The organism is Thermophilibacter mediterraneus (genome assembly GCF_900119385.1).
GTDB lineage: Bacteria > Actinomycetota > Coriobacteriia > Coriobacteriales > Atopobiaceae > Thermophilibacter > Thermophilibacter mediterraneus.
In genome coordinates this window covers 1,245,753-1,260,701 of record NZ_FPKO01000009.1, presented here as the reverse complement: position 1 = coordinate 1,260,701, position 14,949 = coordinate 1,245,753, and the positions used below count along the sequence as shown (strand labels likewise).

At 56.0% G+C, this 14,949-nt stretch carries 10 protein-coding genes; 4 read left to right on the top strand and 6 right to left on the bottom strand.

The features are described 5' to 3' along the window. Positions 1-78 precede the first annotated feature (78 nt). On the bottom strand, positions 79-2,601 hold the full coding sequence (locus BQ7106_RS10465; RefSeq protein ID WP_072375271.1) for a GmrSD restriction endonuclease domain-containing protein: 2,523 nt from the start codon (positions 2,599-2,601) through the stop codon (positions 79-81). Positions 2,602-2,911: 310 nt separating this feature from the next. Here BQ7106_RS10465 and BQ7106_RS11205 point away from each other — a divergent pair, with 310 nt between their 5' ends. Both BQ7106_RS11205 and BQ7106_RS10455 read left to right on the top strand, forming a co-directional pair. Then, positions 2,912-3,742 (top strand): hypothetical protein, encoded by an 831-nt coding sequence (locus BQ7106_RS11205; RefSeq protein WP_205407700.1) that lies wholly within the window; start codon positions 2,912-2,914, stop codon positions 3,740-3,742. Next, entirely contained in the window at positions 3,742-5,112 is a 1,371-nt protein-coding gene (locus BQ7106_RS10455) for a hypothetical protein (protein WP_072375602.1), read from the top strand. The genes BQ7106_RS11205 and BQ7106_RS10455 overlap by 1 nt, the downstream gene beginning before the upstream one ends. 62 nt (positions 5,113-5,174) lie before the next feature. Here BQ7106_RS10455 and BQ7106_RS10450 read toward each other — a convergent pair whose 3' ends face one another. From BQ7106_RS10450 to BQ7106_RS10435, 4 genes are all read right to left on the bottom strand, one after another. Next, on the bottom strand, positions 5,175-6,299 hold the full coding sequence (locus BQ7106_RS10450) for an AbiH family protein (protein ID WP_159431294.1): 1,125 nt from the start codon (positions 6,297-6,299) through the stop codon (positions 5,175-5,177). An 891-nt stretch (positions 6,300-7,190) separates the two neighbouring features. Then, complete coding sequence (locus BQ7106_RS10445; protein ID WP_072375261.1) at positions 7,191-9,365, bottom strand: KAP family P-loop NTPase fold protein; 2,175 nt, start codon at positions 9,363-9,365, stop codon at positions 7,191-7,193. Positions 9,366-9,554: 189 nt separating this feature from the next. Further along, positions 9,555-9,926 (bottom strand): hypothetical protein, encoded by a 372-nt coding sequence (locus tag BQ7106_RS10440; protein WP_240307484.1) that lies wholly within the window; start codon positions 9,924-9,926, stop codon positions 9,555-9,557. A gap of 3 nt (positions 9,927-9,929) precedes the next feature. Further along, a complete protein-coding gene (locus BQ7106_RS10435) occupies positions 9,930-10,460 on the bottom strand; it encodes a nucleotide exchange factor GrpE (RefSeq protein ID WP_129583860.1) in 531 nt (176 codons plus the stop codon). Positions 10,461-10,591: 131 nt separating this feature from the next. Here BQ7106_RS10435 and BQ7106_RS10430 point away from each other — a divergent pair, with 131 nt between their 5' ends. Then, complete coding sequence (locus BQ7106_RS10430) at positions 10,592-11,209, top strand: SOS response-associated peptidase family protein (protein ID WP_072375258.1); 618 nt, start codon at positions 10,592-10,594, stop codon at positions 11,207-11,209. A 123-nt stretch (positions 11,210-11,332) separates the two neighbouring features. Continuing rightward, complete coding sequence (locus BQ7106_RS10425) at positions 11,333-12,823, top strand: DNA cytosine methyltransferase (protein WP_072375255.1); 1,491 nt, start codon at positions 11,333-11,335, stop codon at positions 12,821-12,823. Between the two features lie 12 nt (positions 12,824-12,835). Here the strand turns inward: BQ7106_RS10425 and BQ7106_RS10420 are convergent, their stop codons facing one another. Continuing rightward, on the bottom strand, positions 12,836-14,947 hold the full coding sequence (locus tag BQ7106_RS10420; protein WP_072375253.1) for an AIPR family protein: 2,112 nt from the start codon (positions 14,945-14,947) through the stop codon (positions 12,836-12,838). Between the last annotated feature and the right edge of the window lie 2 nt (positions 14,948-14,949).

Below are 14,949 nucleotides of genomic sequence, written 5' to 3'. Positions count from 1 at the left end.
AGCTTGCATCAATGTGGCACTGGAGACGCGTCATTCATTACCTGCGCATGCGTATCAATGGCAGCATAATGCCTCGATCTACTCCGCCTCGAGCAGCCTGGCCACCGTCCGAATCTTGAGCAGCCCGTCAACGAGCCACGCGTACAGCTCGTCCCAATGCTCGGGCGTGACATCGGTATCCAAGCGCACAAGAAGCTCGCGAGACTTTTCGTTCCCCTCGTTCCAGGCGATCTTCCCGCCAAGAGAGGAAAGGACCTCGTCAACTTCGCTGCGACGGGCAAGGAGACTGTCGTAGAGGGCAAGGTCCGACATCCAGATGCTTGCAGCGACCCACCCACGCCGCGAATAATACGCAAGGACGCTTGCGCCGTGGATGCCCAGTCCAAAGGAGACGCTCCACCCACGGTTGTCCCACCGTTCGGACTGGTCGCCGTATACCCTGACAAAGTCCTCTCGCTCGGAGCAACAGTCAAAGAAGCCGTCCCAGAACGCCGCACGAAGGCTAGCGGCATCAAGCTCGTCTGCTCTTTCCGCTTCGGAGAGATACGCTGTTTTGAACTCCGCAAGGTACGGGCCATCCACGCCAACCCGCCAGTACTGCCAGCCGTTTACAGCGTAGTGCTTGCCCGTCTCGAGTTCCTTGACACGAATGGCCGCACGCGAGGGGCTGTCGACTTCCTCACCGTTGGAGAGGCGGATTGCGTAATCCTCCGTAATCTTTGCCGTAACTTCGCGCCCGTCCTCGAACGAGACCAGAGTATCTCCCGCCTTGAGATGACCGGATGCACAGATCATGCGGAACGTAATCTTGCGCATAGCGGATGATGCCGCCTTCTTTGCCGGACGATAGGAATCAATGACGGAGTGATCCAGATGGGGCATCCGCCATATCTCAAGCGCTCGATTTGCAAGGGCGTCCGTACGAGCGCGGATTGTCTTCTCATTCCAGACATCCGTGTCCTGGAGCGACTTGGAAATAACGAGAAGCTCCTTGTCATAGCCCCCAACTGTGCGCGCCTTCTTCTGGGCAAAGGACGCATCGGAGAGCTCCGAGTTGTACGCCGTGAGCGTGAGGTTGCCCAGTGCGTTGACCAGCTCGTCGTGAACGCGCTCGCATTCCGGGCCGAGCATCTTTCGCCAATCCTCCCGAGCAAGCGCGTTTCTGGGCATGATGTGCTCGATGGTATAGGCACCGCCCGCAAAGTCCCGCGGATCCTTGGGATGGTAGCTGTTCTCAAGGGCTGAGAGCAGGAAGAAGCCGCGACGGAACGCATAGCAGTCGCGCGTCCTGAGCGCTCGCTCGAAGTCCGCGTCGGTCGGCATGCGCCGAGCAGTCCCCGCCTCGCCCAGAAGAATCGCCTCGTAAGCCTCCAAGTAGTTGCGTCCCTCCTCCTGGGCAGCATTGAGACGAGCGACGACCGACGAGAAGAACTTACCGAGACTGTTCGTAGCAATGTCGCACACGGAGCGGCGCAGGAGATAGCTCTCCGTTACATCAAGCATCTCCAGAAGGTCGTCGCGACCGAAGGAACCTTCATCGTAGTCATCAAGGAAGGACATGAGCAGCGGGTTCACAACGGTAACGTCGAGTGCCTTGATGCGAGCAAGGCGCATGCGGAGGTCCTTGTCGTTCGCGGCGCCCATCGTGATCTGGGCGTAGTAACCGGCGTAGCGCCTGATCTCCTTGAGCAAGACCGCCATCTGCCCGGGCTTGTCGTAGCCGTTGTCCACGACGTGACGCTTGAACAGGCGGTACACGTCGCGCGCGACGATGCTGGCCGGCGCATTGATGACCGTGAGCCAGGCGCGCAGAAACTCGTCGAAGACCTCGTCGTAGCTGTCCGCCCCGAGCGTCTCCTCGATCTTGCGCCAATAGTTGGCATAGAGGTCCTCCTGCTCGTCCATGGGAAGGCCCATGAGCACGAAGTTGCGCACGAGGTCAGCCGTTGAGAGATCCTTGCCCGTGGAGTTCATCGACTCGAAGATGAGCTGCGGATTGTCCTGACCCTGAGCGAGCGTGATAGCCACGATCTCGAGGCGCTGGATGCCGTCCCAGACCACGTTGGGGTCGTCAATGTTTCCCAGCCATGTGCGGAAGAGCGCGAGGTTGTCCACGATTCTGTGGGACTCGCTCACGACCTCGACGTCCGGGTTCTCCAGGTGGTCGAGGACGGAGCGAAGCGACTTCTCGTCGCCCTGCGAGAGGGTGAGCCGGTAGTGGTCCTCCCCCTTCTTGTGCTTGAGGACGAGGTAGCTACTGTCGATGATCTCCTCGTAGGAGGCATGCGTAAGCTTCTCGGGATGCTCGCGCGCGAACTCGGCAACCGCAGCGATGAGCAGACTGATCGTGGTAATGCGCTGCTGACCGTCGATGACCAGGAGTTTGTTCACCCCGCCGGCGCTGAACTCCCCGCCCAGCACCATGACCACGGAACCGGTGAAGTGGTTGCCGGAGCTCCGGCGCCCAGCGGCCACGATGTCATCCCAGAGCTGCCGGCACTGCTCCTCATCCCAAGAGTACGCGCGCTGGTAGACGGGGATGACCATCCGCTGGTTGGCGGTGCTGAGCAGGCTGACGATTGTCTGTGGCGTGGCGTTCATGTGGGCTCCGGGGAGATGAGGCTGCCGACTGGTCCATATTAAGCCAATACCCATGAGGGCATGCTTGGTCAGAAGTCGACAAGGGGCTCAGACGTCGGACGTCGGCCAACTGGATAGCCCACCTAATTCACGCCGCAAGATTGTGCTCAACCACGCCCCATTTGAACGGCATAGGGGTTGAGAAACAGCTTCCAATTCGACCGCCGGTCTTCCCACCAAGACCGCCAACCACGTTGCTCACTCCATCACGACTCTCTTGAACTACCATCAAACATGCTTGGCTAATGCATTTTCACCGCGGAGGTATCGCATGGACTTCCCGAACCCGCTCGATGGAATCAAAAGCGCTGGTGCTGCCATCCAAGGCTTCGCTGGCAACGCGGCAAACGCCGCAAACGAGGCCGCCCTGCAAATTGGTGGCGCAGCAAACGACCTTGCCTCCCAGATTGGAGACGCTGCTGGTGAGGCCGCATCTCAGGCTGGCAAGGCAGCCGGAGATGCGTTATCTCAGGCTGGCAAGGCAACGGGAGAGGCCCTGTCCCAAGCCAGCAAAGCAGCAGGTGATGCCGCGGGTGCCATATCTGACGGAATCGAGAATGCAAAGAGAGACTTCGAAAAGAAGAAATCGATGAACTTCCAAAGCATCGAAGCCCTTCAACCCGTAGTCAACGTGGTAAACGAGGCATCGGCAGCCTTAAGCGATAAGGACAGGACCATCGGTGAGAGCGCAATTCCCGAGGTCCTTGGCGGAGCTCTGGGCGCAACGGCCGGCGGAATCGCCTCATTCGCAGCCCTATACGGCCTCGGAACAGTAGGTCTTTCAGCTGCAGGGATGACCTCGGCCCTCGCAACGGCAGGGGCTCTTGTTGGTGGCGGCATGGCGGCGGGAGTGTTCGTTCTTGCCGCTCCGGTGGCAATTGGAGCGGGGGTAGGAATCGGTCTTGCGGCAAAGCTGAAGGCCGATCAACTCAAACAAGAGAAGGAGCGCCTGTACAAGGAGGCCCTGAGGAAACACCAGGCGATTATCCAAGCCCTCAAGGATGAGGCAGACGCCTCAAAAGAGCGCCTCGACTACCTGCAGTCCCTCAATGTCCTCCTGACCAAGGCCGTCAATGACCTGAGAGCCGATCTGGGGAAATGATGGGCCGTTACGAGTACAACCAATCTGAGCAGGAACTCAATGCGGTGCTCGGGTTTCAGGATGCCCAGCTGAAGGGCATCACCATGCCAGATTTGTCTGATGCCGAGAGTGCCATCAGCTCTTCAGAAGCCCTGCTCAAATCACTCGGGTATGACCTCCCCGCTGATGATGCCGGGGCCGACGAACGGCAGTCTGCGCTTGCGCTAGCCCATCGCCCCATCGCACTCCCCTCTTGGGACGTGCTGCTCAGCGAAGCAACCGCAAGTGGCCATGGCAACGACACTCTAGAGAACCTGTTCTCGGAAGAAGAGCTCGAGACAAACTCTGCTGAAATCAGGCGACTCAACGCAGAGTACGATGCCATTCACAAGCTCGATCAACTTGATGTTGCCATCGCCGCCGGTGCGGGATTGCTTGCTGCAGCCATCGATATCCTGCTTATTGGTCTCCCAAAGAAAACGCCAAGCGGCACAGAGGCAGGGCCACTATCGAACTTCATCAGAGACCACATCGAGAACTCCCTTAGCCCGGAGCAAATCCGACAGCTCGAGAAGGCGAGCAAGGTTCCGTATGACGCTCCAATCAACGACGGCTTCACAACCACACGAGTCGAAGGCCTCTTCCCCGGCATGCATCGACTCTATTCCTTGGGCCACGATCCCTTGCTTGGTCTCGTCGTTGGCGTCTCCGACATCCTCACCGGACGCATGACCACCATCGACAAGAACGGCAAGGTTGTCGTTCAGGTTATCGAACGCTACGCCCATCTGCAGAAGACAGATATTGTACAGGCACTCATCACCCAAATCTTGCATTTCTTCTCCGATGTCACCACCCCTGCTGGACTCCCCGCTCCCGGGATGGCCTTGTTCAGCCTCATGCAATTTGGAAAGATTGGAGAAGAAGAGGCGACCATAGCCGAAATCGTACAGGGAATGTATTACGAGGGATACGACTTCATACAGTTCTGCGCCCAGTCAATCCCCGTAGCTGTGAATGAAATCGTTGTACGCCTCGCTTATGCATTGCGCAAAATCAAGGACGGCGTCCCCATCAAAGAGGCGATTCCCTTCTCAACGGACCGAGAAAAGTATCCCAAGCTCGGGACAATGCTCTTCATCTCTCACTCCATTGCGACCGCAGCTAATGCAGGAAGGATAGCCTTCACCAAGGATCCAATGGCAGTTAGCTATGCCCAGTGGATTGCCTTTGCAAAGTACTCCTACCAACAGCTTAAATGGACGCTCATCGAGAAACCAGAGGCACGAGACAAGTACGTCAGGGCGGAAATCGAACAGCAGGCACGAGAGGTCTACGACGATATTGATAGGATGTTCGAAGAGTTGAAAAGCGAGACGATAGTCCTCTAACGCATTTCACCAAAAGATGGAGATTCTCCTTATCCTCACATGAGTCATCAGCGGAAGGTCCATTAAGATACGTCAGAAGCTTCATTCACCAACTGCATATCTTTAAACATAAAGTACTCATCCGACGGAACAACGATTATCCGATCTCGGACGTTGTCCCGGTTCTTGTCATCAATGCCGATAGCGTCCAGGAACCGGTTCTGGAGTCGCCTTCTCTTGTCTAAATACAGCAACGAATCCTGTGAACTGGATCGGGGCAAGCCATGGCAAAAGAGTACCGTCCAAGCAGTCGCTTCTGCCATGCGCTCTCCAATCATCTCCCATATGTATCGATCGCTATCTCCAAGCGAAACCCCATACAAAAGAAAGACTCGCGCATTAGATATACGTTCAGAAAGGCGTTCGGTCTTTTCGTTACCATAGATAACTTGATTCTTGTTGGGTTTTACCCACAACTCGTTAAGAAGTTCGAACTCACTGGGGTTTTCAGCCCCAAACTGATCAGGGGAGGAAGTGCCGAAGATGATTTCCGTTCCATCAGAATCGTCAGAGATGATTCCGTGCGGATGAAGAATATCATTTCTCAAAGTGTCGACGAAAATACGACCACTGGTGTTTCGATTGAACTCTGCCCCCTTCTCCTTGATAGCAGAGCGAAGAAAGGCGTCGAAAACCGTGGTGTAATTCAGAGCGATGAACTCCCAGGTGATGCTCTCACGCACAGATAGATTACAAGGAAGTTTTCGCCGATCTCGCGGGCACATCCTAGAAGACACACGGATGATGGAATCCCGGAACTCTGAAATCGCTTCTGCCGGCAAGGGCAACATCAAGCGCGACTGCTCCGCTGCGACCTTCTTCACAAACAGCTTCTGCATCTCCTCAAAAATACCGGTAAAGTCACGCTCACTTACCCGTTCTGGACACATCGATGTTGCAAACGCAAGCAGACCCTCCAGGTCTGACCAATACTTGCCCCCTTTCAATCTAGGGTCCTCGTCAACGAGCTTGACAAGCAGGTCCCTACGCACGGAATGTGGCCCATCTTTCAAGTAGACATCGTTAAGAAAATCCTGGTATCCGGTACGCAGGCCCACGTTCAGGTCAAACCCGTTACCGATAATCCATAATGCAATCAAAGCTGCCTCCCGTACCAATTCGACACTCTTCTTAATCTGCTCAGTCAATATCTATGGACCAGCTATCGTAGACCACTATCTTGTGATGCCACACCTCACTCGTAGTAACGTACATTCTCATATGCTCTTTGATAGCGGAATTGCATCCAGAATGTAGGGAAGAAACGGCTAATCTCAGCATGATTCAAGATATCGTGACAAGAAGCGTATTGGAGGAAAGCCGCCCCCGAGTCCGTCGTAGCATTTAGTGAGGTGGTCCGGGAACCACCCTACGCAAACTCGTCTGGAAGAGCACCAGATAACGCCGAATGACCTTCTTGACGAGGAGGTCAACGACCTTAGTTGGCGCAGACGATACGAGTGCACCGCCAACCGAAAGACATGCCGAGCAGACGCTACAAGCTCAGGCTCACGACGGTCTCCGGTGAGGTCACGATTCACATACCCAAGCTCAAAGGCATAAAGAAGTTCATCACAATAGTCATCGAGTGCTCTCGTGGGCATGAGAAGAACGTCGAGAAAAAACGATAAATGAGCTGTTCTGCACCTGACAGGAACCCCCACTAGGCATTTCAAAGCAACCTCGATGGTTCTCAAAACTCAAAAGTCTCGGTAAGTACCGGCCCTGGCTTCAACGAGAAAGTGCTCGCAGCAGTCGAGGCGTGATGCAGCCACATCCTCAACAAGGCATACAACTACACCCATGTCAATCGAGAGCTCCTGATACAGTTTCCCCCATCACCGCCTCTCCAGCAGAATGCACCAAGTCATCCGAGACTTGGCGAAAAAACCGTCAAAAGAGAGAGCGTCACCGCCAAAGATTTTCAGTAAAGAACACGAGAAGGGTTCACGAGAGAGATGCCCAGCTCATGAAAGCGAGCGAGAAAAGCGCGGAGCTCCTTGTCCTCACAGGAAGCAGCGTCATGCCGACATTCCAGCCTATGAGATTAATCTGGCCGCCCATGATCGAAGGCGCATATCCGCTTCGCGTTCGCTTGCAGTCGCCCTGTACCAGTCGACTCCACTCGCCCCATCCACGGCCTTCTCTGCGCAAACGCTCAGCGCGGCAACTAGCCTCCGTGTACCCCGGGGCAGCTTCCAGAAGTCCTCAGACTCAGCGACATCGCCCATACATGAGCAAAGCCTTGGAAGGTCGATATCATCTCGGCTCTCTGAAAGCGACCAACCGTGATTTGTCCCAGTAGCAAAAGTCCCCAAATAATGCATCGCATGTAGAGCATAGCCCAAAGGTTCTCTCAGTACGCCGTTAGTCACAAGACGGTCATAGCTCTCTGAATCGAAGCAGCTCCAGAGATAAAGCAGCATCCTCGATCCGCCGTCCTCAAGATCAGCAGGCTTTATCTCTGCGCCTCTCAATGAGCTCACAATGTTTCTCTCGACTTCGATGAGAGACTCCAGTGTTATCAGCTGCTCATCAGGCTTTTCGATATCCCCCGCGAGCCTTGCGTAGGAAAGCTCCTGCTCATTTACAAATGCGGCGAGAGGGACGAGCTCCAGGAAGCTCCTACCTCGTGTCTCCTCAACCATAAGCCGACTTGCGGATTCCTTCCCAAGCTCCCGAATCAGGTGCTCAAGCGAGTTCCAGAATACGCTGAACAGCCCCATTAGTGTGGGGTCTTTACTATTACCACCGCCCGATCTCAACATCGCTCTGACAATGTTTTCGAGCTGGGCAGAGGACAAGCTAGGGGCAAGCTCCACAGCTGCAGACAAGACCGTGGACGAAACCTCCCCTCCCTCTTGGGCAAAAAAGGCCCCCAACTCGTCAGCTGAGCCCGTCTTGACAAGTCTCAAGGCGTCCTCTCGGGGGAACGAGTATCGCTCAAGCAATCCAGACAGATATCCATCTAGAATCTCCGGGCAGGCAATCCTTCTGTTCAGTCTTAGCATGGCTTCAGAGACGCCTACCGCCCGGACGCCGCAATTGTTCTCAAATCGAGGAAAAGCCTTACATAGCAGGTCAAACACGTAGAGCTCAGCCTCGTCATCTCCATTAAGAATACTCCTCAGCTCTTTGCTGAACTCGTCTCTCTTTTCCTTTGCCAAAGCGAGCTCATAACCACCCCGCGCTCCTCCTGCCAGCTCGTTTCGACGCGCGCTTATCCACGGAAACAGCCTTGGGGCAAAGAGTCGGAGAGAGGACATGACAAGCACGTCCGCAGGAGCGACCCCACCGCACGACTCAGCCAAATCGACCTCAAACACATTGAGCAGACGCCGCAAATCGCGCACCGACCTAATCCTCCTGAATACCAAATGAAGACAGGATTCCACGTCGTTCACCTCGTCGTCACTTAGCCTATGGTTGGAGAGGAGCTGATTAAGTCCATCCACTAACAGCTCAAGAATGCTTCCAGGATTCGGCTCGTGAAGCTCAATGGGAATCTGGACTATCTTCTCGAGATAACGCTCGCCCTCACACTCTTGAACCGACCCCAGCGCCTTTATTACATTGTTTAGATCGTAGGCAAGCAGATAGTTCACCCCCGGAAAGTCGGCGACAGCGGCTACTAGCTGGAATACCGAGCGAACGGCATCGTTTGAAAGACGATCAAGGTCATCGATTATCACCACTACCCGAGTATTTGTGTCAATTAGAAGCTTGGATAGGCGATTCTTTAGATTGGTTGGAGAGGCGCTTTTCTCGTCATCCCTACCAATATGACGAAGGAGAGTCGAAACAACCCCCACCGCAGGAACCCAGTTAAAGGCATCCGCAGCCGAAGCGAGCACATCTGAGTACCTCTTCATTGTTTTGCTGAGCTTCCTGGCAGCTTTCTCCGGGATAGTGCTGTGCGCCCCGTGCTGTATACATTCAGAGAGTAATGCTAGAAAGGGTGTGGCAAGATTCTCCGATGACGTATAGTTCCAGGGGTTGAACTTGACGATAACTGGTGGATTGTCGACACCTTCCAACTTCTCGCAAACCATGTTCAACAGCGAAGTCTTGCCTGACCCCCAAGGTCCATACAACCCAAACACAATCGAGTGGTCCATGGGGGCGAGCGCAAGCTGGTCTGCAACACGACGAGCAACCGACGCTCTTCCAAGCGCATCGTCAGGGCACGATTCAATGGGATGGTCTGAGTTCATATTCTCTCCGTTACCAAAGCAGTTCACCAGCCAGTATCAGCATCTCATTTTGAAGGTGGATTAATCCTAAGTCTCTTCTATAACGACATGTCCATTCTTCCTGGCAAAACCCCAAGAGGTCGGCTCGATTCAGCGCAAAGCAGCTGTTAATGGACCATTACTGCCCTCCTGACCTCTTCCCGATTGTTTCTATTCTCGTCGTCTCGGAAAGTAACCGCTATCCATATAGTTAGCGGATCGCATCAACCTAGCAGCAAATATCCACACCAGCACCCCCGCCTCCTCCACGTCCATGACGTCCGCGAGCAGCTTGATCCCGCGGTCGTAGTTGAACGTCTTGGTCTCGAACTCGTAGGTGATCGACCCGGTCTTGTACCCCACGTTGCGCGTGTAGTCGCCGAGGCCCGTGACCTCGATCTTCGGAATCATGATCTCCTTGGCGTTGCGCTCCGCGCGAGCCATGCGGCGCGGCGAGTTCAGGCACGTCGAGCACGCGGCCCTCTTGTAGACCTCGTCCAGGACGGCCGTGTAGTTCTTGGTGTACGCGATGCTGTTCGCCATCTGCTACTCCTCGCTCTCGGGAAGGCCGGCGATCCTGCGCCAGCGGCTCATCTGCGTCGACTCGTCGGCCCCGGCCGCGCCCGCGCTCGGGAGGCCCGTCGCGCCCGCGGGCGCCGGGGCGGCGGGCGCCGAGAAGAGCCAGGGCTCCGCGGCCTTGAGCTTCTCGATGTCGTTGTCGTGGTCGGCGAGAAGGGCGCGGGCCGCCTTGACGTTGCGCGCCCCTGCGAGCTGCAGCTCGAAGCCGACGCGCTCCTCGTCGCCCCTGCGGCGCAGCTCGTCCATCTCGGCGCGCAGCCTCTCGGCGCCCTCGGCGGTCTTCGCGGCCTCCGCGATCTCGCCCTCGAGCTCCGCGATGCGGGCGTCGCGCTCCGCGAGCGCCGCCTCGTAGTCAGCGCGGGCCTGGGCGGCCGTGTCGCCGCCGGCAGCCGCCGCGCTCACCTGCGCCTGCGACGCCTCTTCCTGGTCGTCGCGCTGCAGCGCCTGCTGCTGCGCTCCCTGCTCCTCGAGCCTCGCCTCGTCCTGCAAGCCATCCATCTGCCCGTCCTTCCAGTAAGGCGGGCAAAGGAATAACCCGCACCCAAACGATGGGTACAGGCTATGGGCGTGTCACAAGTGGCACGACGAGGGGATAATGGGGAGAAGGACGAGGGCGAGAGGAGGCAGCGATGTGCGTGAGGATGTGCCCGCTCACACTCGAGGAGGCTCAGGCCGTGCTGGACGCGCGCGCCACTCCCGGCGCGCACGCGATCCGCTACATCGAGCGCCCCGACCCCCTGCGCGACGCCCGCCCGGGCAGCATCGTGCCCGTCTACGTCCCCGAAGGCGGCGGCCTCGCCGTCGCGCGCCTCACGTGGGGCTTCCCGCTCGACGGCAAGCCCAACGCCGTCTTCAACACGCGCATAGAGTCCGCCCTCGAGCAGCTGCGCCTGGGAAGGCGCGGCATGTGGGCCATGGCCATAGCGGAGGGCCGCTGCCTCGTCCCCGTGCGCGCCTTCTACGAGGGGCACGCCACGGAGAGGGTCGCCAGCGAGAAGACTGGCAAGCCTGTGAAGCGACAGTACCTCTTCCGCCTCCCCGGCGCCAGGGCGTTCCTGCTCGCCGCCGTGCGCGAGGGCGACCGGTTCTCGATCGTCACCACCAGGCCGAACGCCAGCGTCGCGCCAATCCACGACCGCATGCCGCTCGTGCTCGGGCCCGGGGAGTCGAGCGTGTGGTTGGGCCCGGGCTTCGCCGCCTTGGCGGACCGCAATCAGACCACTCTTCTATCTAGGCCAAGCATATAGATACAAGTTCAATTCCTTTTGTAATAACCAAACTCATGGAGACAAGACTCGCCCTGGAAAAAGATGCGGTTCCCTGGTAACCTGGGGGATGTATCTTAGAAAGGGTGAAGCACAGTGATACCCATGATTGATCTATTTGCTGGTCCCGGGGGGCTCGGTGAAGGATTCTCCTCGTTGCGGGATGAGATGGGAAAACCCATCTTTCAGAGCATCCTGTCAATTGAGTGTGACGAGCAAGCCCATAGGACGTTAAGGCTTCGCGCCTATCTTCGGAAGATCCTCAAGGCTGACGGAAAGGTGCCTTCTGTCTATATCAAGTACATGCGGGAGCACGATGAGAGGAGCTTCCAAGAGCTCATCTCTTACAAGCCTCGCCTCTGGAAGCAATCCGACGAAGAGGCCCTTCTAGCCAGACTAAAGGAAGGCGACAACACTCACGTAGACATCGCAAAAAGGCGTCTCGAGAACTGGCGAAAGAAGAACGGTAACGGCCCCCTTGTCATCATAGGCGGACCGCCCTGCCAAGCATACTCACTCGCCGGCAGATCAAGAAGGGCCCATGACGAGAACTTCGAGAACGACGAGAAGCACACTCTATACAAGTGCTACCTGTCGTTCATCGAAGCCCTGAAGCCGGACATATTCGTAATGGAGAACGTCAAGGGCTTGCTATCCGCAACCCATGACGGCCATGAGATGTTCTCTCGCATCGTCGCTGACATGGAGGGAGCGGGATACGAGATTCGCTCCCTTGTGACTGAAAGCCCCGAAAGCCCGCGCGACTACGTGGTTCGCGCGGAAGACTACGGCATTCCGCAGACACGCCATCGCGTCATCTTGCTGGGGGTCAGAAAAGACCTCGGCATCGAAACGACTATCTTGGAAAAGAAGAGGAGAGTTAGCCTCGGAGAAGCGCTCATGGGAATTCCGAAGATACGGAGCGACTTCTCGAAAAGGAACAAAAGCTCAGAAATCACGAGCTGGGCGGCATACGTCGACGCCGCAGCCAAGAGGCTTCTCGAGACGAGTGCGGGAGAGGAGATCGCCCCCGCTCTCAAGCGAGTCCTCTCAAGCCATCCGCCCAGAAAAGACGAGAGGACGGAAATAACTTCCGACCACGGCATCTATGACTCCTGGTACCGGGGCAGGCTTGGGAATAGGAAGGTGCTGACAAGCCATGTCGCAAGGGCCCACCTTGCCTCGGACTTGGACCGCTACTTGTTCTGCTCAGCATATGCAGAAGTTAAGGGTGTCCCCCCTCGCTTGGATGATTTCCCTCGGCAGCTCCTTCCCAATCATAAGAATGTTCAAAGCGCGGAGGAAGGGTCATTCAAGTTCAACGATCGGTTCCGCGTCCAGATGGCCGACAGCCCCTCAACAACCATCACGTCGCACATAGCAAAGGACGGACATCATTACATCCATCCCGATCCCGTCCAATGTCGAAGCCTGACCGTGCGCGAAGCGGCAAGGCTCCAGACATTCCCAGATGACTACCTGTTCGAGGGAAACCGAACCTCTCAATACACGCAGGTTGGAAACGCCGTGCCGCCAATGCTCGCCCAGCAAATCGCGGTCGTCGTCGCCAATGCGCTTGGGAGAAAGCCGGTCTAAGCCAATGAAGGGCTAAACGCGACTTCGGCTGGCCCTGATTTTATATGGGCAACCGCTGCCTCTCATTCGCTTGTAGAAGTCAATCAAGATGACAGACTGCTTGTCACTGGGGAGCTTGGCAGGAATCTGCGCCGCAACCTTTAGAATGCCAAGCTCCTTTTCGGAGCCTTCGCCCTCACGTAGACACCAGCTGAGGAACTTCTTCCAGAATTCGGGGCCAGCTTCGACAACTTCAGTCTGCGCCTCTATTCCGTTGAGCTCTCCCTGGCTCTTGGCCTCCTGGCGCTCAATGTCACGCTCGTCCTCCAAGCTATTGAGCTTCTTAATCCACTCTTCGTCCCATTGGATGTCTGCCTTTCTGACCGTGAGCCAGCACTTCTGCTGCTTTGCCCACTCTGAGATGTTCCGATATCCCTCCGCCGGGCTCATCAGTACCTCATGAGCTTTATCAGCCGCAAGCTCCAAAGCCTTCTCAAGCTGCGGATCAATATCCTGCCTATTCCAAATTGCTAGAAAGTCGAGAGACTTCCCCATTCTCTCCAAGGAACCCGAGAGCACTCCAATCGTGAGGACAACGTGCTGGGACCTATATCCGCCAGCCTCATACCAATCTCTGCCTTGGACGATCTTCCCAGTCGAGTCGAAGATTATTTTCTTTGCAATGAGCCTTTTGAAATAGTATTCGTTGAACTGTTTGTCGTTCTTCTCCCACTCGTCGGTTATTGTCTTTGCGAACTCGGCGAAGTTCTTTTGAGCGCCCCTGTTGACCAGATAACCCTTATCTCCCCAAACCATGAGATACTTAGCGAGGTCGGTTTTCGAAAAAGTCTGAGCCTTGGGATACGTACGAACGAATGCGCGCTTCTTTGCAGGGGTTAGATATGCCTGAGCATCCCGATACGAGCCCCTAGCCCTTTCGTAGTACCACTTTGTCTGAGTGAAGCTATCGGTCTTCATCGGAGCCAGAATCCTTCTCGAGAAGTCTTCAATCCGAATGTGATAGGGATGGTTCGCAAAGAAGTCCGCAGCAGAGACCTTGTTCTGGCTGTTGGCAAACTCGGAGATTCTGGGGACGAGGTCCTTGGCGTCCTCGGGACTAATCTCGCTCAGCTTCATCTGAACAAAAACTTTCCGAAGATCTTTCTTCGCCTTGAACGCGGCATAAATAGAGGCCGTCGTCTGTGCCCCGTTGACAATCTGCAGGTTCTCAAGGCTTGCAATCTTTAGTCCACCGTCATCCTCAACAACGCCAACGCGTTCAGCGGTTGCCGTTATTCCGTTATTAAAGGAGAAGAAGAGCTCGGGTTCATTCTCCAGTGTCCTCCTGATGCCTTTGTTGACGTTGCTTCGGGCTTGAAGGAAGACTCTGACGTTTGCCTCTAGGAGCCTTGTCCCCCAGCGGTCGTAGATTGCGGCAAGGTCAGCGCCGGGAATCGCGGCGAGGAACACCCTGCGTCGATCCTTCGTTGAGCTTGCGAGAAGGGTGGGGATTGGACCAGTTGGAAGCTCGTTAAAATCAATATGGAGGGGTTCCCGCTCCTTGCCGGATTCAACGAGGTTCTTTATTCGTTCGATGTCCCAGACGTTGTAAACGATCTCCCTATTGTCGAGATCGCCCTGCTTCTTGCCTTCAATCCTTTTGCTGAGAAGCTTGTTGGTAAGGAGGAACAGGTTGACGCGAGAAATCTTCTCCCATCTCGAGCTAATCATGTCAGCAAGATTAAACCCCGGGTCCGTTGGCTCAAGGGAGGCCCTGAACCTAGCATCCAGCGCCTTAATAAGGTATTTTTCGAGCCTTCGAAAGTCGGCCTCCATATCTGTGTTTGTCAGCGTGCTCAAGCTCGTGTCTTGAGAGTAGTCGAGCACGATGAGGCCGAGCGTATAGCCTTCCTCCTGGGATGGGACCCCCACCTCTAGGGGGTCGCCGCAGAAGCCATCGACCCTAATGCCCCGTTGAGACGAGGGCTGAAAGTAAGAGCGCTCTGCATAGTCGAACTCGCCTGCATCGATGAGGAGCTCCACCATTTGATCGAAGAAGGCGTCCTCCTTGAACTCGCCTTGTGCCTCTGCTGACGAGACGACTTCCTGATACAGCTCTTCGTAATACTCTTCAATGGTTTGCATGT

What these genes read in the sequence shown, in the direction of transcription:
- BQ7106_RS10465 (WP_072375271.1), bottom strand. Translation starts at nt 2,601, where the DNA reads ATGAACGCCACGCCACAGACAATCGTCAGCCTGCTCAGCACCGCCAAC.
- BQ7106_RS11205 (WP_205407700.1), top strand. Translation starts at nt 2,912, where the DNA reads ATGGACTTCCCGAACCCGCTCGATGGAATCAAAAGCGCTGGTGCTGCC.
- BQ7106_RS10455 (WP_072375602.1), top strand. Translation starts at nt 3,742, where the DNA reads ATGGGCCGTTACGAGTACAACCAATCTGAGCAGGAACTCAATGCGGTG.
- BQ7106_RS10445 (WP_072375261.1), bottom strand. Translation starts at nt 9,365, where the DNA reads ATGAACTCAGACCATCCCATTGAATCGTGCCCTGACGATGCGCTTGGA.
- BQ7106_RS10440 (WP_240307484.1), bottom strand. Translation starts at nt 9,926, where the DNA reads ATGGCGAACAGCATCGCGTACACCAAGAACTACACGGCCGTCCTGGAC.
- BQ7106_RS10435 (WP_129583860.1), bottom strand. Translation starts at nt 10,460, where the DNA reads ATGGATGGCTTGCAGGACGAGGCGAGGCTCGAGGAGCAGGGAGCGCAG.
- BQ7106_RS10430 (WP_072375258.1), top strand. Translation starts at nt 10,592, where the DNA reads ATGTGCGTGAGGATGTGCCCGCTCACACTCGAGGAGGCTCAGGCCGTG.
- BQ7106_RS10425 (WP_072375255.1), top strand. Translation starts at nt 11,333, where the DNA reads ATGATTGATCTATTTGCTGGTCCCGGGGGGCTCGGTGAAGGATTCTCC.
- BQ7106_RS10420 (WP_072375253.1), bottom strand. Translation starts at nt 14,947, where the DNA reads ATGCAAACCATTGAAGAGTATTACGAAGAGCTGTATCAGGAAGTCGTC.